At 41.6% G+C, this 18,870-nt stretch carries 21 protein-coding genes; 8 read left to right on the plus strand and 13 right to left on the minus strand.

The genetic code is table 11. The features are described 5' to 3' along the window. A complete protein-coding gene (locus tag FIB07_04780; GenBank protein NJD52163.1) occupies positions 1-771 on the minus strand; it encodes a multidrug ABC transporter permease in 771 nt (256 codons plus the stop codon). Further along, a complete protein-coding gene (locus FIB07_04785; protein NJD52164.1) occupies positions 768-1,766 on the minus strand; it encodes an ATP-binding cassette domain-containing protein in 999 nt (332 codons plus the stop codon). Before FIB07_04785 ends, FIB07_04780 begins: the two co-directional genes overlap by 4 nt. Before the next feature lie 180 nt (positions 1,767-1,946). On the opposite strand from FIB07_04785, the gene FIB07_04790 reads away from it, so the two are divergent. Then, positions 1,947-2,516 carry a TetR/AcrR family transcriptional regulator gene (locus FIB07_04790; GenBank protein NJD52165.1) on the plus strand — a complete coding sequence of 190 codons (570 nt, stop codon included), beginning with the start codon at positions 1,947-1,949 and terminating at the stop codon, positions 2,514-2,516. Here the strand turns inward: FIB07_04790 and FIB07_04795 are convergent. Continuing rightward, a complete protein-coding gene (locus FIB07_04795; protein ID NJD52166.1) occupies positions 2,467-2,652 on the minus strand; it encodes a hypothetical protein in 186 nt (61 codons plus the stop codon). The two genes, FIB07_04790 and FIB07_04795, sit on opposite strands and share 50 nt — an antisense overlap. A gap of 150 nt (positions 2,653-2,802) precedes the next feature. Here FIB07_04795 and FIB07_04800 point away from each other — a divergent pair, with 150 nt between their 5' ends. Beyond that, the gene (locus FIB07_04800; protein ID NJD52167.1) at positions 2,803-3,525 is read left to right on the plus strand and encodes a DJ-1/PfpI family protein; all 723 of its coding nucleotides are present in this window, start codon (positions 2,803-2,805) and stop codon (positions 3,523-3,525) included. Between the two features lie 17 nt (positions 3,526-3,542). Further along, complete coding sequence (locus FIB07_04805; protein ID NJD52168.1) at positions 3,543-4,550, plus strand: 4Fe-4S binding protein; 1,008 nt, start codon at positions 3,543-3,545, stop codon at positions 4,548-4,550. Between the two features lie 288 nt (positions 4,551-4,838). On the opposite strand, the gene FIB07_04810 is transcribed toward FIB07_04805, so the two are convergent. Further along, a complete protein-coding gene (locus tag FIB07_04810) occupies positions 4,839-5,996 on the minus strand; it encodes a DUF521 domain-containing protein (GenBank protein ID NJD52169.1) in 1,158 nt (385 codons plus the stop codon). 399 nt (positions 5,997-6,395) lie between these two features. Between FIB07_04810 and FIB07_04815 the strand changes: the two genes are divergently transcribed. Continuing rightward, positions 6,396-7,622 (plus strand): hypothetical protein, encoded by a 1,227-nt coding sequence (locus FIB07_04815; protein ID NJD52170.1) that lies wholly within the window; start codon positions 6,396-6,398, stop codon positions 7,620-7,622. On the opposite strand, the gene FIB07_04820 is transcribed toward FIB07_04815, so the two are convergent. From FIB07_04820 to FIB07_04835, 4 genes are all read right to left on the minus strand, one after another. Beyond that, the gene (locus FIB07_04820) at positions 7,619-8,521 is read right to left on the minus strand and encodes a hypothetical protein (GenBank protein ID NJD52171.1); all 903 of its coding nucleotides are present in this window, start codon (positions 8,519-8,521) and stop codon (positions 7,619-7,621) included. The two genes, FIB07_04815 and FIB07_04820, sit on opposite strands and share 4 nt — an antisense overlap. A 308-nt stretch (positions 8,522-8,829) precedes the next feature. Beyond that, positions 8,830-10,098, minus strand: coding sequence for a UbiD family decarboxylase (locus FIB07_04825; GenBank protein NJD52172.1), 1,269 nt, complete (start codon positions 10,096-10,098; stop codon positions 8,830-8,832). Continuing rightward, positions 10,095-10,658 carry a UbiX family flavin prenyltransferase gene (locus tag FIB07_04830; GenBank protein NJD52173.1) on the minus strand — a complete coding sequence of 188 codons (564 nt, stop codon included), beginning with the start codon at positions 10,656-10,658 and terminating at the stop codon, positions 10,095-10,097. The genes FIB07_04825 and FIB07_04830 overlap by 4 nt, the downstream gene beginning before the upstream one ends. Positions 10,659-10,660: 2 nt before the next feature. Then, positions 10,661-10,864 carry a hypothetical protein gene (locus tag FIB07_04835; GenBank protein NJD52174.1) on the minus strand — a complete coding sequence of 68 codons (204 nt, stop codon included), beginning with the start codon at positions 10,862-10,864 and terminating at the stop codon, positions 10,661-10,663. 107 nt (positions 10,865-10,971) lie between these two features. On the opposite strand from FIB07_04835, the gene FIB07_04840 reads away from it, so the two are divergent. Continuing rightward, complete coding sequence (locus tag FIB07_04840) at positions 10,972-12,294, plus strand: signal recognition particle protein (protein ID NJD52175.1); 1,323 nt, start codon at positions 10,972-10,974, stop codon at positions 12,292-12,294. 224 nt (positions 12,295-12,518) lie between these two features. Here the strand turns inward: FIB07_04840 and FIB07_04845 are convergent, their stop codons facing one another. Beyond that, entirely contained in the window at positions 12,519-12,797 is a 279-nt protein-coding gene (locus FIB07_04845; protein NJD52176.1) for a winged helix-turn-helix transcriptional regulator, read from the minus strand. Positions 12,798-12,813: 16 nt separating this feature from the next. Further along, complete coding sequence (locus FIB07_04850) at positions 12,814-13,398, minus strand: carbonate dehydratase (GenBank protein NJD52177.1); 585 nt, start codon at positions 13,396-13,398, stop codon at positions 12,814-12,816. Between the two features lie 129 nt (positions 13,399-13,527). Here FIB07_04850 and FIB07_04855 point away from each other — a divergent pair, with 129 nt between their 5' ends. Together FIB07_04855 and FIB07_04860 are read left to right on the plus strand one after the other, a co-directional pair. After that, positions 13,528-13,746: a hypothetical protein gene (locus tag FIB07_04855; protein ID NJD52178.1), complete on the plus strand. Its 219-nt coding sequence runs from the start codon at positions 13,528-13,530 to the stop codon at positions 13,744-13,746. A 61-nt stretch (positions 13,747-13,807) separates the two neighbouring features. Further along, entirely contained in the window at positions 13,808-14,767 is a 960-nt protein-coding gene (locus tag FIB07_04860; protein NJD52179.1) for a TerC family protein, read from the plus strand. Positions 14,768-14,794: 27 nt separating this feature from the next. Here the strand turns inward: FIB07_04860 and FIB07_04865 are convergent, their stop codons facing one another. Together FIB07_04865 and FIB07_04870 are read right to left on the minus strand one after the other, a co-directional pair. Then, entirely contained in the window at positions 14,795-14,989 is a 195-nt protein-coding gene (locus tag FIB07_04865) for a hypothetical protein (protein ID NJD52180.1), read from the minus strand. 204 nt (positions 14,990-15,193) lie between these two features. Then, entirely contained in the window at positions 15,194-16,369 is a 1,176-nt protein-coding gene (locus tag FIB07_04870) for an MFS transporter (protein NJD52181.1), read from the minus strand. A 201-nt stretch (positions 16,370-16,570) separates the two neighbouring features. On the opposite strand from FIB07_04870, the gene FIB07_04875 reads away from it, so the two are divergent. Next, the gene (locus tag FIB07_04875) at positions 16,571-16,765 is read left to right on the plus strand and encodes a hypothetical protein (GenBank protein ID NJD52182.1); all 195 of its coding nucleotides are present in this window, start codon (positions 16,571-16,573) and stop codon (positions 16,763-16,765) included. Positions 16,766-16,804: 39 nt separating this feature from the next. Here the strand turns inward: FIB07_04875 and metG are convergent, their stop codons facing one another. Next, entirely contained in the window at positions 16,805-18,826 is a 2,022-nt protein-coding gene (metG, locus tag FIB07_04880) for a methionine--tRNA ligase (GenBank protein ID NJD52183.1), read from the minus strand. Between the last annotated feature and the right edge of the window lie 44 nt (positions 18,827-18,870).

Consider the following 18,870-nt stretch of genomic DNA (forward strand, 5'->3'; position numbering starts at 1 on the left):
TCAGGCCCTCATTTTCCCGAACAGTTTCCCGCCCAGCGCTATCATAGCGATAGAGAATATTACAAGTACTATGATGCTTTGCCATACAGGAATTATGGAATTGCCAAGAAGGAAATAGCGCAGGGCTTCAACACCATAGGTAAGGGGATTCAGGTATACAAGGATCTTTAGCCAGGCAGGAAGGTTCGAAATCGGGAAAAATGCCCCGCTCAGTAAAACAAGAGGCATTGTGAGAAAACTCATCACCATCTGGAAACCTTCATGGCTTTCGATCTTAGAAGCGATCGCTATTCCCAGCCCTATAAAGCCTATCCCCGAAATGAACATGACCGCAATACCTGCCAGGACTCCCCAGAATGATCTAAAATGAATCCCGATAAGCCATGCAATAATCATTATCAATATTCCCTGTATCATTGCTGTTGTAACACCGCCTATGGCTTTCCCTAATGAGACAAAAAAGCGGCTTACAGGGGCGATCAGTATTTCCTTAAGAAATCCAAATTCACGATCCCAGATAATGGATACGCCCCCCATCAGTGAAGCAAAAAGTACGGACATTCCGATAAGACCCGGAGCCAGGTAGCTCTTATCGAAAGTTCCGCCTCCTTTTACCTGGAAAGCTGAACTGAAACCCGTGCCAAGTATTATGAGGAAAAAAAGAGGTGTCGCAAGCGCCCCTATTATACGTGATTTTGAGCGTGAGAACCGTAACATCTCGCGCAGCCACATTGTATAAACAGTCTGAACCGCCCGGTCTAACGTCATCATCTCCTCCTTGATCGCATTTTGTACCCTACTTCTTCCATCAGGCTTACTTCCTTATCCCTTATTGCCTGGCCGGTATAGTGTATAAATACATCATCAAGCGTGGGTTTCCTGAGGCTCACTGAAATTATAGGAATTCCTGCGTGTGAAGCAAGCGAAAGGATATGGGGGATCTGGCGTTCGCCATTACTGACCGTAATAAAAACCTCGTTTTGTTTCCGGGTAATTGTAATGGCGCATCCGTCTTTCTGGTAAGAACTGCATAACCTATCGACATCACCGGGATTTCCAAGCCCCAGTGTTATTACATCCCCGCCGAGTGAATTTTTAAGATCCTGCGGAGTATCAAGAGCAACGATCCGGCCATTGTCGATTATTGCTATCCGGTCACACAATTTGTCAGCTTCTTCCATATAATGTGTGGTAAGCAATATGGTTACTCCTTCTTCTTTATTTAATTTTTTTATGTAGTCCCAGATATGCATACGCGTCTGCGGATCAAGCCCGAGCGTGGGTTCATCAAGGAACAGGACATGGGGATGATGCATGAGCCCGCGTGCGATCTCAAGGCGCCTCATCATCCCTCCTGAATAAGTTTTGACAATGGCATCAGCCCTTTCCGTAAGCTCAACAAGAGATAGCACTTCCTTGATGCGCTCTTTTCTCTTTATTCCATCAAGCCCATAGAGCCTTCCGTGAAGATCAAGGTTCTCCCTGCCCGTAAGCCTGTCATCAAGAGTTGTATCCTGGAAAACCACGCCGATATTCTGCCGCACAGAATCAGCATCTTTCATTACATCATGACCCCAGACAAGAGCGCTTCCTCCTGAGGGTTCTATCATCGTTGAAAGCATGCTTATCAATGTCGTTTTTCCTGCACCGTTCGGACCGAGCAGCCCGAACAATTCCCCGGGTTTTACAGAGATGGTGATCTTATTTACTGCGATCATCTCATCAAAGCGCTTTGTTATTCCTGAGGTTTCAATGGCGTAGAGCATAGTTTACAGGTTTAATTAAATTGAATGATATTAGAATTTGCCTTAATATTCTGAAAAGTGCACATATTTTATGGAGCAGTTATTTAACATTTGACGATGATAAATTCCTATCTTTAATTCAAAAATGAATTTATTCATTCTTGAATTAGAGTTATGGAGGATGGTCTGATGCAGGATGTAATGAATCGCAGGGATAGGAAAAAACTACAGGTACAGAAATCTATAGTTGATATTGCACTGAAACTGTTTATAGAAAAGGGCATTGAGAAAACGACTGTCGCTGAAATCATGGAAAAGGCGGATTTTGGTATAGGTACTTTTTATAATTATTTTCAATCTAAAGAAGATATCCTTAAATATGTCTTGGCTCAGAAAATCGACGAGGCTAAAAAATTGCTTGAAGAACTGAACCAATCACCGGTTAACCCTTCACAAAAAATCACTCAAATTTTATTGCTCTTAGGGACGATTTATGAAGACAATCAACAATTATTCAAATTATATAGTGACCAATTACTATCATCAACTCAACCGTTACACGGCCCAGAGTTTAAAAACATTTTAATTAGCGTTATTCAGGAGGGACAGGAAAATGGAGAATTCAAAGCGACTATTCCAGTTGAAATAGTTATTGAGATGTTTATGGGACTGATCCAATCAGCTATGGCCAGCCGTTCGCAAATTCCTTTTCTGGAAAACCTCAAATATAAACTGGTTTTGTTTTTGGAGGGACTAGCGGAGAAAAAATAGCAAAGTGTGTTCCAGTTGAGCGATAACCGTTAAGAGCAATGCTGGTGATATCATAAAATAGTGTTGCATTGCTGTACTTTTCTTTGAAATTTTCAGAAACATTTTGTTCTATTGTCCTGGAAATAATAGCTGGCAAGCCGAATCGAAACGCTGTAATAAATTATAGGGGTAAAGTTGGGTATAAAATACCTTGAATGTGAGAACCAATCAGAAAGCTTTAAGAACATTGAGCATATAATTGAATACGTTCATATATGAAAATATTCATTATTAAGGAGATGGAAAAATGCTGAAACCTATTGATCAGACACTAAAGGTTGCTACACTCGTTTGTCCCGGTGTATTTTTACCGGACGTTGTGGATGCAAATGCAGCGTTTAGCATGTCACCAAATGTCGAAACCCACCTCGTCTGGAAAACTCTTGAGCCTTTCAACGGGATGCCAAACTGGCCTATGGCTGCAACGACCACCTATGACGAATGCCCTGATGTTGACGTGCTGATTGTCGGTGCGATACCACCAGAAGTTATTGTCGATCCTGAAGTCATTGCCTTCTTCAAACAAAAGGCTAAACATGCTGCTGCTATCATCGGTATTTGTTACGGGGTTCTGGTGCTTGGTACGGCTGGCCTTCTGGAAGGTCGGCGTGCCACAACGAATTTTCAGTTGGGTGAATCATTGAAGGATTTTGGGGCCGTACCTGTTTCGGGCGGACGGGTTGTTGTCGATGGTAATTTATATACTGCGGGCCCGGTACACGGTTGTTTTGAGGCAGCACTTATCGCTCTTGCTGCACTGCGTGGTGAGGATATTGCCAAAATGATTGAGCTAACTTTGGAATACAATCCTCATCCGCCATTCAAGGTGGGGAGCCCTGAACTTGCGGGTCCGGATCTTATGAAGAAATCGCTGGATTCTTTCCAGGAAATAACCAACATCTACCTAGAGACAGCACGCACCGCCTACCAGATAAACCGCACTGGAGCCGACGTTTTAAGGTTATCTTGAAGCATGGCAGATTGACTATGCCCAAAAAGCTTGCGATAACATCGTCCCTTCAAATTTGGCGCCGAATTGTACAGGCCAGTTTCATACTTCTCTCTATCAGTATCGGATTACAATTTAACACATTTTACAATCAAATTGTGTCAGGTGGTCCTGTAACTACTCCTCGGCCAGCAGGGGTTGAAGCATTTTTGCCAATATCGGCTCTCCTTGGAATGAAGAGATTGCTTTTAACCGGCTATTGGGACATGATTCATCCTGCAGGGTTGACTTTCCTGGTTGCAGTTATAATTGGCGCAATATTTTTCCGCCGTGCATTCTGCTCCTGGATCTGTCCTTTTGGCTCATTATCGCATTTTCTTGAATGGGCTCATCATAGGCTGGTCAATCTACCATTACATTGGAACATTCCAAGATGGCTCAAAATAACTGCGCTCGGAATCAAATACATCCTCCTGATCCTAATTCTTTGGATAATGGTCTTTACAATGCCTCTTTCAAGCATTGAGTGGTTTTTGTTTCTACCTTACAACCTGGCTGCTGACGCAAACATGCTCATATTCATTAGCCACATTTCAATCATTGTCATGATTGTCATTGCTGGATTAATTGTCTTTACAATCATAGTAAAAAACGGCTGGTGTAGATTTCTTTGCCCATACGGGGCCCTCTTGTCGGTTTTAGGATTGTTGTCACCACTAAGAATAACCAGAAATGATGTCTCATGCCAGCACTGTATGTGTTGCAATCTGTCTTGTGGGGTAGGCATACAAGTAGAGGATAAGCACATAATACATTCTCCAGAATGTACTATGTGTTTATCTTGTGTCTCGGCATGTCCCACCGAGAACACTTTGGTGGTTCGCACCTTGTGGGGTACTCGTGCCGGCAACTGGCTTATTCCCTTAGGAATAGTGGGGATAATTTTTGTTGCCTATGCTATCGCAATATGGACCGGCCACTGGAATTCGGTATTGACTCTTGATGATTTCAGGAATGCCTATCAAATGGGAGTGAGACACAAGTGATAGAATTGTTCACACTGGCTGCGCTTGAAAGCCTCTGACTTCTGGCTGACGTTTTGCACGTTGCATCGGGATCACCCCTAGTCAATACCGGACCGTTTCCGGTGAAAACCGGGAAATGCAAACAATTGAAGATTACTATGATATGGCCGGGAGAGGAACAATAATATAAATCAGGCTTTATTTGATATATTGTAGATGATTCTTCTTTTTTCAAATTTGGATATAAGGCTAAATTATACGACAATTTTAAAGCTAAACTTCAATTTCAATTTATTTATATTTTATTAATTATCCATTCACAGCTACCCTGATACAATCTTCCGTCCTTGCCAGTACACTGTTAACCCCGCAAAGGTTTGGCACATACTTATGCGCCTTACCTGAATTCACCATCATGCATTTGAACTTCTCACTTGCCGGGGATACCACCATACAGGTATCACAAAAAACCTTAGCTCCGCTTTTTTCGATCCTTTTTATCAATTCAGGGTGCTTATTCTTTAAGGCGCGCGATGTGCAAACCCAGACTTCCTTTTTCACTTTTTTCCCACCAAGGAGCTGGGCCAGTTTTTCAAGTTCCTTAACACTGCTGTGAGGACATCCGAAAGCTATGAGGTCGGGCTCGCCTGTTTTATAAACTTCTTTTATCTGTTGCTCTTCAATTGTTATTTTTTCGCGAGGTAATTCGTATTTGCCTGATTCCATCGTAACCCCGCGAACGTGATACAGCGCAACAGAACCTGAAGCCGCCATCGCAGCCCCCAGGGACCTGAGTTCATCTTTTGTCGGGATGGTATTGAGATCAAAAACCGGGACTTTATCGCCGATCATCTCACCAACAATGTATCCCAGCGCCCCATAATCAGAATCATAAAGCTCTGGCTCCACTTCGATGAGGATGACCGGGCGCCTGTTCTCATCCAGGTGGAAACCGTAATTCGGCGTTTTCCCGATAAGTGCAGCCGAGAGGGCGCCTGGCCCGCCTTCCCTGTTCGTGCGCGCGCCGATCACGGAGTTGGCGTAAGAAATAGCCGAGGACTCGCTCCATGCCACATGGTCGCCAAAGCTTGCAAGATCATCATAGATATTATACGGGGTGCAGGAGCATTCTGTCCTGACGCCGAGCGCCTCATAGGCTTTGATTATTTCCTGCTGCTTATTCGCAAAATCCTCGCTTATTCCCATTTCCCTCCAGCATTCCAGGTCCATGCCTGCGGGATTGAGGATCGATGGCACAACCACTTTTCCTTTCAGGCCGGATATCCATTCAAGACCGGCATCGCCTATCGTCTTATACGAAACACCTGCGATCTGCGCGCTCTTTATGGGGATCAGCCTGTCCGCGCCGTATATGTCCCCAAGGGCAGCGAGAATCTCGATGGCTTTCTGGTATGCGGGGCCGCTCTCTCCGTTCATGAGCTTTTCTTCTTCAGGGGTGAGGTACATTCAGGCCTCCTGTTTAATGGCGTTTTGCTTTCTCATACAATCACTTAAGAGGAATTGTGTAGCTTGAGTATTATTCTTATTATTGAAATAATCTATGCAATTCAAAACCACAGAGAACACCGAGAACACAGAGAAAAGAAAAACTGGACATTAACATTCAATTTTTATGCTCATTATAATTAGTATCATATAGAAAAATTTATATCCTTATAAATATAATCATAAATAAAAAACAATCAAGAGGCGAAAAAAACGAAATCCATCACTCTATTCAGCAATAAGAAGAGCCCTGATCAGGCAGCATGTGATCTAATTGAACAGGCTGATGATAAGCTGGATTTTAAGCCTGATCTCGCTTTATTTTATGCAACTTTAAAGTATCACGGCAAATACCAGTCAATGCTGGATATATTAAACGATGAATATGGCGACATCCCGCAAATAGGCGCCTCCGTTGATGGTATGATTTTTCCCGATGACATGAGGGCCGACGGTGCGGCGCTGGTGCTGTGTGAAGATGGCGATGCCAGGATACGGGTGGATGGGGTTAAAGGAAAGGGCATAATTGAGTCTGCCAGAAAACTTGCAGAAAAAGTAAAATGTGAACATGGGATTATTATGCTGCATTTTCCGATGGTTCATGTACCAAATGCTATCAGGTTCGCCAGGTTTTTCGCAAACGGATTTTATTATAGTAAAAAATCCAAAAAAGCTAATTTAGAAAAACAGAAAGAATATGCAGGTAAATTTTCTGAATACTGCGACAGAGAAAATATTTTCTACCAATCCTCCCGAATTTTAAATATCTTTGCCAGGCAGACGAATTATAAAGTTCCAATTATGGGTATGAATGTGATGCATACACAGGTTAGATTCAACTCTCCTAATATATTTTCTAACTTCGAGGATATAGATGGCGGTATTGCAGCACTGACCATAGAGAAAAAGGATATAAATGCTGTTTATGATGATATTTTCCCCCAGAAGGGGAAAAATTTTGAAGAAACTAAAAATATTGTAAGTAATGAATTTAAATTTATCCAGGAATTTAAAGCAAAGTTTGAAAAAAATATATTGATCTCCCTTGACGGCAAGCCGCCTGTAGAGGCAGTAAAAAATTTAATATATATTTCAGGCGAAGAAGAAAAAGAATTACATGAACATCTCGATAAAGGGGATTTTAAAGTTCAAATGCCCTATGAACTATTATTTCTAAATAAACAGACAAATGGGGCGTTTCTTCTTGGAATAGGATCTTATTTTCCTTTTGAGTTATTTCCTTTTTTCATGGATATTTCGGATTATTCGGAAGATGTTGCACTTGTATATGAAAATATTGATGATAAATTTGATGCTTTCATTTCATGTCTGGATAATTTGAAATATGATGATGGCAGATTCATTTTTTTCTCTATGGATGTTGGAGCTGTCGCAGCATTCGGGAAAAAAACTTTAGAATACAAGGATAAAATAAATAATTTATTAGGTGATAACTATTTTGGAATTATGTCAGCGCCTTCTTCAGCTTATATTCCACCTGAATTCAGGTTAAGAAATTATTTATCTGAAACACATAATAATACTTTTTTCATGGGTGCAGGAACAAGTAGTTGCCTGGAAATTTAAATAAAGGCGCTCAGTCCTAAAAAAATAAAGGATGCATATATCGAATTACCCATATGCTTAAGCAATAGAAAATCTCCGGATCCTAAAGTCCAATCTTTTTTATACATAGGAATAAATGTATTTTTTAAAAAATAAAGAAATGGGATCGTAATAACCAGAATACCATAGGAGCCCAGATTAATTAGATTCAATAGGGCCAAATAATAAAACACCATAAAGTAACATGAATACCGAACAAGTTGAAATGGAGGGAAAACAACCCCGAAAGTTTTCAGGCCAGCTTTCATATCACCGGATATATCTTTTAAATCCTTTAATAGCAACGTTGATACACTGAAGAAAAAGACCGCTACAGTAATTAACAGTCCATTTGAATTTAGATCAGAATATACAAGCCAGATGCTCAAAGTGAACATGGGCATCGCGATACTATAAGCAGCCAACTCACCCAGATAATGGTCTTTCAATCTGAAACCAATCACTTTTTTAAGGATCAAATTATCTGAATACCACCATGTAGCAATAATCCAGATTAAAGTAAACAGATAGATCGGCCGTTTAAATTCGATAGATAAATAATAAACAAAAAGCAAAGAACAAGCATAAAGTAATACTGAGATAAAAAGAGCTTTCTTCTGCATCGAGCTGTCCTGAGTTAAGATAGTTTTTTTCCCTCCTGCTCTATCTTCCTTTAAATCATTGCAATGGTTCCATAAATTAGAAGGAAAGGCTAAAAGCCATGAAACAACTATTCCAGCAAACAAAACTGGAAAGTTATAAATTGATAACTCTTTGTGCGATACTAAGAAAAGCGATATGGCGAACAGAGGAAAGGGGGAATATATTGTAGCTGGAGTGTTGCATAACTTTAGTAATGCAACAGGTTTACTCCAGTACATATTGATTTCTACTTACCAGGCCCACAGACGTGCTTTCTTAAACATCTGTTCTGCTACTTTCTGTTCCTCATCTTTTTTTGGACTAACCTTTTTTTCGTTTTTCATTTATATTTCCTCCTAATTTTTTGCCACTGAAGGGCAATATTAAATCACACACCAATGATTAATATATTTATTCAGAAAAAAATGCTAATAGTTATAATAATTATTATAGAATATTTTTATGATCAGGATTTTCCTTTAGAAATTATAAAATATCATAGGCATCAACCACAACCAATGCCTGTTATGAAAATATCAACTTTATGTTATTTGTCTTTCTTTATCCTGGGCCTCTTTGCCCTCTCAAATTTCCATTTCTTGCTCAAATCCATCGTTGCATCAATCCCTACTTTCGTCCCAATCCCATTCTCAGAGCGCGGATCAAGCGTGCTGCCCCTGACATCCGGGTAGATATAGATGTCCTCATCACCTTTTACTCTCGTGGCAATTGCAAACTCGATATCGTTCGGATCAAAAATATTGATATCATCATCTACTATTACTACATGTTTCAGGCTCTTGTGCGCTGCAAATGTGGCATCAATAGCTTTTTTGGGTTCATCATCATTCGTTTTATGTATCTGCACTGCGGCATGGAAATAATAGCATCCTCCAGGGGTCATAATAACATTCCTGACGTCCGCAGCTTTCTTGACTTCATTAAAGATCAGGGGCTCATAAGGAATTCCCATCAAAATATGATGCTCACTTCCTGCAGGGATCAGTGCATGGTAAATAGGGTCGCACCTGTGTAATATTTTAGTAATATGGATCACAGGCTGCTTTCTCACAATATCATAAGTGCCGCTTATATCCACGAACGGACCTTCATCAACAAGTTCGGTAGGATGTATGTATCCCTCAAGTACGATTTCAGCATGCGGTACCTTTATCCCGTTTTCCAGCTCAATTACCTCAAGCGGCTCGCCAGCAAGAGCCGCCGCATAATTGTACTCCTTTCCCTCTGGCACGCGGGTCGAGATGGCAAACAGGGTAACCGGGTCTATTCCGATAACTATCGCTATCGGAAGCGGCTCTCCTTTTTCAGCAGCTTTTTTATGAAGATTATAAGTGTGCCTGAATTCAACGAGCCGCGCAGCCAGCCGGTCTTTCCCGATGACTCTGAGCCTGTGGATGGAAGCGTTCATCAGACCACCATATTCAGAAACGACAACACCCGCAGTGATATACGGGGCGCCGTCTCCTTCAAAATGCGTAAGGATCGGGAGCCTGTACAGATCAGGTTTTTCAATCACTTCTCTTGTTGGTGAATCTTTTACCAGCTTTACCTCTCCATCAGGCGGGCAGGATGAAAGATGTTCTATGATTTTATCAGGCTCTACTCCCAGAGCTTCAGCCAGAAGTTCCCTTGATGACAGGATGTTCATGATAACCTTTGACCCGTTGACATTAGTATAAAGTGTGGGGTCTTTTCCTGCACCGGCAGAAACCTCATAAACCGGTGAGAGGGATTTTTTTATCTCGGTGAGTTTGCCCTCTGATCTTAATTGTTCAATGAAGCCACGAAAAGTCATTCCCGCCACCGCTTGTATAAATTATGCTCAATATCAAGTAAGTCCAGGGCGCGTCCTGCCATAAAATCAATAATATCATCAATGGTCCCGGGCCTGGGATAGAAGGCCGGGCATGCAGGAAGGATGCAAGCTCCGGCTTCCATTGCTTTTTTCATATTTTCAATATGAATCAGGTTCAGAGGCGTTTCCCTGGCCATGATTATCAATGGGCGTTTTTCTTTCAGGCAGCAGTCGGCAGCCCTGGATATTAATGTATCAGACATCCCGCTGGCAATGGATGCAAGGGTTTTCATGCTGGATGGCGCAATTATCATTCCCTTTGACCTGTGTGATCCGCTTGCTATCGGGGCTGTGAAATCATGATCGTCATAAACGTTATCACCCAGGTTTTCCACATCTTTGACCGAATAATCGGTCTCAATTTTTATAAGTTGCTTTGCGGATTCGGAAATTACCAGATGAGTTTCAAAACCTTTCATTTTTTTTAAGGCTTCAAGTATGCGTATTCCGTACTGGATACCTGAGGCGCCACTCATGCCTATTATTATCTCATTTTTCATAATTAAGGGCCGGGCTTTTTTCTTCTTAATTTCCCGATCAGTGTTTTCAGGCGGTTCTTACTTGCATTTTTAATTTTTAACCGGAGATATCCCCTCTTTGAATTAATAACCATCCTGAATACCGTATCTTCAGGACAGGAATCAAGATAATTCTTTATCTCTCCTGCTACAGTCTCTTTATTAACTCCTGTATACTCTATACTCATACACTATCTGTAACAATCGGAATTATTATATATCTATCCTTCAAATCATGCAATGCTTTAACTAAAATCAAAGGCTTAATACGATAATCTTAAAATGGAAAGAAAATATGGTACTTGATAAACTTGGGGGCTCGCTTCAGGATGCCCTTAAAAAATTAGTCGGTGCAGGCCGGATCGATGAAAAGTTAGTGGACGATGTAGTCAGGGATATCCAGCGCGCCATGCTGCAGGCGGATGTGAACGTAAAGCATGTGATGGCGCTGTCCCAGAAAATAAAACAGCGCTCACTCAAGGAAGAACCGCCAAGCGGTATGAATCCGAGAGAGCATGTAATACGCATCGTTTACCAGGAATTGATAAATATCCTTGGAAAAAGCGCAAATATCAAACTTGCGCCACAGACAATAATGATGGTGGGGCTCCAGGGAAGCGGAAAAACCACAACGACTGCTAAACTTGCCCGCTATTTCCAGAGAAAAGGATTGAAAGCTGCTGTCATATGCGCAGATAATTTCAGGCTTGGAGCTTATGACCAGTTAAAGACTTTGTGTGAAAGGAGCGGCGTTTTTTTCTATGGGGAAAAAGATGTGAAAGATGCTGTTGGTATCGTACAGCGCGGCCTCAAAGCAATTGAAAAATTCGATGTCAAGATAATAGATACTGCGGGAAGGCATGCCCTTGAAACAGATCTTATCAAGGAAATGGAGAATATTCACCAGGCTGCAAAACCGGATCACAGGTTCCTTGTTCTTGATGCGGCTATGGGTCAGCTTGCAAGCGACCAGGCAAAAGCTTTCAATTCATCTATAGGGATAACCGGTGTTATTATAACAAAGCTTGACGGGACAGCCAAAGGCGGAGGCGCTTTATCCGCTGTTTCCGATACCGATTCATCTATTGCTTTTCTCGGGGTTGGCGAAACTCCCGATGACCTAGAGAGGTTCGAAGCCGACCGGTTCATTTCACGCCTCCTTGGAATGGGGGATCTCAAATCCCTGCTTGAAAAAGCCGAGGAGACTCTCAAAGCAGAAGATTTTGATATGGAATCAATGCTCAGCGGGAAATTCACTCTTAAAGATATGTACAAACAGATGGAAGCAGTGAACAAAATGGGACCTCTTAAACAGGTCATGTCAATGATACCTCTGGGGAAACTTGGAATGAAGGTCTCGGATGATATGTTCACCGTTACCCAGGAAAAAATGAAGAAATACAAGTATATCATGGATTCCATGACCGACAAAGAGCTTGAAGACCCGAAACACATAAACAGCCCAAGGATCACACGGATAGCTCGGGGATCGGGGACGAAATATGATGAGGTAAGGGAACTTCTGAAATACCACAAAATGATGCAAAAGACCATGAAAGGTATGAGTGGCGGCGGAAAGTTCAATATGCAGAAAATGATGAAGAAATTTGGAATGTGATGTCCACTATTTTGATTATGATAATAGGATTATGGAAAATATTTATAAGGAATGAGATTTATATTACTTACGGGGCAGCGGCATCGCATCCATCCCCTCCGATGTTTCCGCAAAGCCCCCTTTATCTCCGACATTAGAAACCAATAGATACTTGTGAAATAGAACACGTGAAATAGATGGCGCGGTTCTCATTGATAATTCAAAACGATAGAAAATTTCAATCATTAATTAAAAAGATGTTTTCTCTTGAATTTTTCGAATATCTGAACTCCTTTCTCTGTCAAAATATACCTCTTCCAAGTATGCTTTTCAGGAGTGAGGCATTCTATCAACCCATAATCTTCAAGTTCCCGAACAGCATGACTTATATTCTGCAATGATCTACCTGTCTTTTCGGCAATCTGGGATGTTTTTATCAGTTCATTTTCCTGGATTTCCTTAATTACCAGTACTCTTCTATCTACACTCAATACCCATCTTGTCAGTTCGTCTATATCCATCATTCCAAAAATATACTTATTAGCTATTAATCTTTTGTAATGCATCGAAATCCCTATGCACGTCAATGAGGTGCTTTTTGGAATAATTTCTGGCGAGCTTAATGTTCGTTTGTATGACATTATTATTAAATTCCAAAATTTCCCCTGTAATTTCCCCAAGCTTATTCGCATCAGCCTGTTCATTAATTACTCCCCCATCCTCTACAATCCTTCTGTCAGAAATACTTACATTTTTTACCAGGGCCCTATGTGAAATAAAGCACATGTTCCCAATCGAGCAATCAAATACAACAGAATTAAACCCAATAAAACAGTTCATACCTATATTGACCGGCCCATGTACAATACAGCCATGGGAAAGTGAGGTAAAATCATCAATAATTACTTTTGTATTTGCCAGAGCATGTACTATCACGTTATCCTGAATATTGCAGTTGTTTCCAATTATTATTGCGGAACCAGGCTCATCGGCACGAATGCTGGTATGAGAGGATACAAATACATTCTCCCCGATAATGACATTCCCTATGATCATCGCTGATTTACAGACATAAGCTGTCTTATCGATTTGCGGTATATCTCCATTCGGATTTCTTAATAACATAAAAATCTTCCTTTTCGATAGAAATGATTTATTATAACCCTGAGTTCAACACAAAACTATAAATAATTTCTCATATACTATAATAAAATATCATGTTTAAACAGTATCATCTAAAAAAAAGGGAACAGAATGATTGATTATTACCCGGTACCTGGTTTTGGAATATTGAAGTCCGAGATTCTTGATATGGGACTCTGCAGTGGTTGCAGTATTGTCTGCCCAAGAGCAGGGGTTATCTCACAGAAACTGCAAAAAGATTGGGAAATCCTTGACAGGCATGCTATTATCTGCTCTGCAAGGAGTACTGATGATGGTATTTTGAAAGTATGCCAGGATAGACGACTGTGATAATTCGAAGTGAACCGATTAAACTTCTTTATTTAAATTATAAAAAACTATAAGATGAAAAATGTTTGATCAACAAAGTCTGTTATGGATTGGATTTATTGTATTTGTGTTCTTAATGCTTGCCCTGGATCTTGGGGTATTTAATCGAAAAGCCCATGTCATCAAAATCAAGGAAGCACTTATATTAAGTATTTTCTGGATATCCCTGGCCATAATATTCAATATAGGGATTTATTTCTTGTTTGGTCCGCAGAAAGCTCTTGATTTCTTGACAGGATATGTGATAGAAAAGGCGCTCAGTGTTGATAACCTGTTTGTCTTTTTAATGATATTCTCTTACTTTCATGTTCCCTCGATCTACCAGCATAAGATCCTTTTCTGGGGTATCCTTGGCGCTCTTGTAATGCGAGCGATATTCATTGCCGCTGGCATCACGCTAATTGAAGAATTTCATGCGATCATATACATTTTTGGAGCATTCCTGATTATTACAGGCATCAAAATGGCATTTCAGGGGGATAAAAAGATAGAACCTGAAAAAAATCCCCTGCTCAGGTATTTTCGTAGGGTGATGCCTGTTACGGAAAGTTATGAGGAAGATAAGTTCTTTGTAAAACGAGCCGGGAAATATTTTGCAACGCCGCTATTCATTGTACTTCTTGTCGTTGAAAGTACGGATTTGCTCTTTGCTGTTGATTCAATACCTGCCGTCCTCGCAATCACTACCGATGCGTTTATTGTATATACATCGAACGTGTTTGCAATTTTAGGTTTGCGTGCGCTCTATTTCGCTCTTGCGGGAGTTATGCCAATGTTCTATTACCTCAATTACGGGCTTTCCGCTATACTTACTTTTGTCGGGACAAAGATGCTGATATCTGACTACTATAAGGTGCCAACTATGGTTTCCTTAGGTGTTGTGGCTGGCATCCTGATAGCTGCTGTGATATTTTCTGTTGTACGTGCCCGTATGTTAGAATACAGGGCTAAGGAGTTAAAGAGATTTCAAGACCGTAAATAAAGCAATTCCGGCAATTATTACGGGATTTTAATCGAACAATTCTGATATCCTGTCGAAAAATCCCCTCTTCTTTCCCCTATTATCATTGTCCTGTTCGTCATCTTCTTCATAGTACTTCCTTTTTTTTTCATCTATTTCATTCACTTCGTCTCTTCGGCGTTTTCTTGGTTTATCTTCCCTTTCCTCTCTTTCGAAGAGATCTTCTATTATGTCTAATACCATGTTATATACTCCTTTGCTTTTTGATTGCAGTCAATCTTCAACTGGTTTTATTAGTTTATATTAGTAATTATGACAAGATACTTAAACTACACGGTCGATTAAAGAGAAAAAAGGTGAGAAAATGTGCTTCAGAGTTCATAACGACCGGAAGATAATATCTTGGTAATGATGCTCTGGATAGTCCTCGGACTTCTCATTATAGCATCACTTTTTCAGATAGTTTTTTATATTCAATAAGAAAGGTATGAATATTATTGCTATCACTAATACAGCAGCTCCAGCTACAGCAAAGCTTACATGAAAACCATACATATCTGCTATCAGCCCACCTATGAATGGGCCTATTGCAAAACCCAGTGAACCGAACATGTTGAAACCACCCATTGCAGTCCCGCGCTTTGCAGGATTTGAAAGGTCGCCTGCTAACGCTGCTGATGGGGGATACATGAGTGCTCCGACAATGCCGCCCAGCACCATAACTAAAGCCAGCACTGGCGGCGCAATTGTACCTACACTTATAACTATAATGCCGTAGAGCAAGGAACCAACTATGAGAGGAGGTGCTCTTCCTATTTTATCGGATATCGCGCCAAGGGGATACTGAAGGAGGGCAAAAGGTATCAAAAACGCTGCCATGTGCATCCCGATACTCCCGGAGCCCATATCGTATTTCATGGCAAGCATCAACGGGAATACACCCACAAAAAACCCCACTGTGAATCGCTCCACGAAGGAAAAGGCATAAGGTATGAATATCTTTTTTTCCTCCCGAAGCAGCAGCAACGCATCCTTCAGGGATGCTGGTCTGGACTCAATTTTTTGCTCTTTGAGAGCTATTGATGCAATTAATCCTCCAAGCAGAAGCATGAATGAGCCAAAATAGAGGGGATATAAGGAATTAACGGCGCCGATTTTCCCGCCAACTGGAGCACCCAGCGCATTGCCCAGAGCCATGCCCATACCAAGTATTCCCATGCCTTTGCCGTAGTGCGTATGCCTCATTACATCAAGAACTGAAGTCATGAGGATAGAGAAAGCCATCACGGTGAAGCTCCCTTCTATAAAGCGCAGCATCAGCAGCGAAGGCATGGTAGGTGCCAGCGTGAGGCTGAACATAATGATAGCGTTCCCCAGAAAACCCATAATAATGAATACTTTTCTTTTTCCAATTCTGTCCGATATGCTACCCCATATAAGAGCGAATATCACATAAGCCGCAAGATTTACGGAGACAAAGAGGCTTGTTTCTGCCACGGATTCGACTTCAAACCTTTCCATGACAAATCCTTCCAGTACAGGGTAGATGAGGGTAACGCTGAACATCAGCAGGAACATCAAAATGCCAAGGAGGTATATCTCCTGGTAGTTTTTATTTTGCATATGCAACTCTCCTTTAACCTGGATGTATTCCAGTTTCAATAATTATAAGGCTTTTTATTAGAATATATGATACGTGTGATAAACCCCAGTTTTTACTGTAATACTTGTACTCCGGTTAATTATGTCCCACAGCCTGCACCCTGGAAATGCTTTAATACCAGGGAGATTAATTAATTTATACGGAAAAATGGGAGTGAAAGCATGGATAAAAAGAAATCAGAGAATGAGCCAGAAAAGGAACATGTTGCCGGCGTAGGCGAAAAAGAGCAACGTCAGTATGAACATATTAAAGAATCGGCTGAAGAATCGGGCCGCTATGGGAAACGTGCTAAGGAAGTGGCTGCAAGGACGGTTCTGAAACACCATAAAGAGAAAGGTCACGAGAAAGGTGAATAGGAAAGACGAATACGGGTTTTAAAAGGTAATATTTCTTATTCACCTCACCCGCATCCCTTCCTTTACCTCTTTCTCCGGCATCAGCAGCACCGCGCCTTCAGCATCAGCCGCCAGCACCATCCCGCGGGATTCCACTCCGAAGAGTTTTGCAGGCTTCATATTTGCCATCACAACGACCTGCCTGCCAACAAGTTCTGAAGGATCATGGGATTTTGCGATCCCTGCAACGATCTGGCGTTTCTCGCCAATATCAACTTCCAGTTTCAGTAGTTTATCAGAACCCTTGATGGGCTCGGCAGACAATATTTTCCCGATCCTGATATCAAGTTTCTGGAAGTCTTCGTATGTTATTTCGGTCTTCTCTTCCTTTGTTTCTTCATCGTGCTTTTTCTCTTTTGACATTGCTATCTTTATCCTTTTATCAAGGATCGCTTCCATTTCCTTGATCTTCTTGTCTTCAATTTTTGTGAATAATATCTCAGGTACTTTTAATTCCCCGGCAGGTATCTCGATTAGCGCATCTTCAAACTGCGCACTGTGAACATCGCCTGCAAGTCCGAGCTGTTTCCATGCCTTTTCCATATTTCCCGGAAGGATGGGCTCAAACAATAATATGAGCGCCTTTCCTATCTGGAGGCAGTTCTTAACAACACGGGCGCATGCATCTTTATCTGTCTTTATAAGCGCCCAGGGTTCCCTGGATTGGAAATATGAGTTCCCGTATGCAGCAAGTTCCATCATTGCATCGGTGGCTTTCTTGAATTCGTATTCATCAAGAGCCGAAACCACGGTTTCAATAGTCGCATTTATTTTTCCAAGAATTTCTTTATCTACTCTCCCATCAGGGACAGCGCCGAAATTCTTCTGGGCAAAATGCTGCGTCCTGTGCAGGAAATTGCCAAGCGCTCCCACAAGTTCGTTATTGACCTTTTCCTGGAACACTTTCCATGAGAAATTTAATTCTTTTGTATGGGATGTGTAATTTGCAATATAATACCTCAAAAGGTCGGGATGGAAACCATGGTCAAGGTAATCCTCATCAACCCATACCACGTATCCGCGGCTCTTTGAAAATTTCTTATCATCTATCTTCAGCATACCTGATGCAACAACAGCCCACGGCGGGGTGTAACCAGCTCCTTTTAGCATCGCAGGCCAGAATATACAATGGTGGTATGTGATATCCTCTCCTATGAAGTGAATTATGCGCGAATCACGGCGCCAGTATTTTTCCCAGTCGCCGCCTGTTTTTTTTGCCCATTCCTCTGTGAACGAGATGTAACCTATTGGCGCATCCACCCAGACATAAACGACAAGGTCATCATGACCGGGGAATCGCACGCCCCATTCGAGATTTCTCGTAATGCACCAGTCCTTCAATTCCTTTGCCCATTCTTTTGCGTAGTTGATGGCATTAGATGTACCTCCGAGTGTTTGAAGGTAATCCGAGAGGAAGCCCCCAAAAGACGAAAGTTTAAAAAAGAAATGCTCCTGCTCGCGGTATTCTGCGGGATTCCCGCATATGCGGCATTTAGCATTCTTGATCTCACCGGGTTCAAGATGTTTTCCGCATCCCTGGTCGCACTCGTCACCACGTGCTGGTTTTGCGCAATAAGGGCATATCCCTTCAACATACCTGTCAGGAAGGAATCGCTCATCATACGGGCAGTAAGCAAGTCTTATGACCTGAGGATAGACATATCCCCTCTCGATCAGCGCTTCCACAATGCTGGTCGTTCTTGCATGGTTTGTAGGTGAATCGGTATTGCCGAAGATACTGAAATCCACCTCCATCGCTTTGAAAATGTTCTCAAAATGCTTGTGGTATTTATTAACAAGTTCTGTCGGGGTTGTCTTTAGCTCTTCAGCATTCACCACGATCGGCGTACCGTGGGCATCAGAACCACATACGAAAACAGCATCTTGCCCCTGTTTCCTCAGGGATCGTACAAAAATATCACCCGGTACATAAGTACGCAGGTGCCCGATATGGCATTTGCCGTTAGCATAAGGAAGCCCGCAGGTAACAAGAACAGGTTTATCAGATGGAAAGTTTGACATGGGTGCTACATGGGATTTCTTTATAAAATATGTTTCTGTAAAAA

This window comes from Candidatus Methanoperedens sp., from assembly GCA_012026795.1.
GTDB lineage: Archaea > Halobacteriota > Methanosarcinia > Methanosarcinales > Methanoperedenaceae > Methanoperedens.

Bases quoted from the DNA above. Each gene is read 5' to 3' on its own strand.
- FIB07_04850 (NJD52177.1), bottom strand. From the start codon at position 13,398: ATGTTATTAAGAAATCCGAATGGAGATATACCGCAAATCGATAAGACA.
- FIB07_04855 (NJD52178.1), top strand. From the start codon at position 13,528: ATGATTGATTATTACCCGGTACCTGGTTTTGGAATATTGAAGTCCGAG.
- FIB07_04780 (NJD52163.1), bottom strand. From the start codon at position 771: ATGATGACGTTAGACCGGGCGGTTCAGACTGTTTATACAATGTGGCTG.
- FIB07_04820 (NJD52171.1), bottom strand. From the start codon at position 8,521: ATGTACTGGAGTAAACCTGTTGCATTACTAAAGTTATGCAACACTCCA.
- FIB07_04825 (NJD52172.1), bottom strand. From the start codon at position 10,098: ATGACTTTTCGTGGCTTCATTGAACAATTAAGATCAGAGGGCAAACTC.
- metG (NJD52183.1), bottom strand. From the start codon at position 18,826: ATGTCAAACTTTCCATCTGATAAACCTGTTCTTGTTACCTGCGGGCTT.
- FIB07_04835 (NJD52174.1), bottom strand. From the start codon at position 10,864: ATGAGTATAGAGTATACAGGAGTTAATAAAGAGACTGTAGCAGGAGAG.
- FIB07_04810 (NJD52169.1), bottom strand. From the start codon at position 5,996: ATGTACCTCACCCCTGAAGAAGAAAAGCTCATGAACGGAGAGAGCGGC.
- FIB07_04865 (NJD52180.1), bottom strand. From the start codon at position 14,989: ATGGTATTAGACATAATAGAAGATCTCTTCGAAAGAGAGGAAAGGGAA.
- FIB07_04790 (NJD52165.1), top strand. From the start codon at position 1,947: ATGAATCGCAGGGATAGGAAAAAACTACAGGTACAGAAATCTATAGTT.
- FIB07_04785 (NJD52164.1), bottom strand. From the start codon at position 1,766: ATGCTCTACGCCATTGAAACCTCAGGAATAACAAAGCGCTTTGATGAG.
- FIB07_04830 (NJD52173.1), bottom strand. From the start codon at position 10,658: ATGAAAAATGAGATAATAATAGGCATGAGTGGCGCCTCAGGTATCCAG.
- FIB07_04860 (NJD52179.1), top strand. From the start codon at position 13,808: ATGTTTGATCAACAAAGTCTGTTATGGATTGGATTTATTGTATTTGTG.
- FIB07_04870 (NJD52181.1), bottom strand. From the start codon at position 16,369: ATGCAAAATAAAAACTACCAGGAGATATACCTCCTTGGCATTTTGATG.
- FIB07_04845 (NJD52176.1), bottom strand. From the start codon at position 12,797: ATGATGGATATAGACGAACTGACAAGATGGGTATTGAGTGTAGATAGA.
- FIB07_04805 (NJD52168.1), top strand. From the start codon at position 3,543: ATGCCCAAAAAGCTTGCGATAACATCGTCCCTTCAAATTTGGCGCCGA.
- FIB07_04800 (NJD52167.1), top strand. From the start codon at position 2,803: ATGCTGAAACCTATTGATCAGACACTAAAGGTTGCTACACTCGTTTGT.
- FIB07_04815 (NJD52170.1), top strand. From the start codon at position 6,396: ATGCTGGATATATTAAACGATGAATATGGCGACATCCCGCAAATAGGC.
- FIB07_04840 (NJD52175.1), top strand. From the start codon at position 10,972: ATGGTACTTGATAAACTTGGGGGCTCGCTTCAGGATGCCCTTAAAAAA.
- FIB07_04875 (NJD52182.1), top strand. From the start codon at position 16,571: ATGGATAAAAAGAAATCAGAGAATGAGCCAGAAAAGGAACATGTTGCC.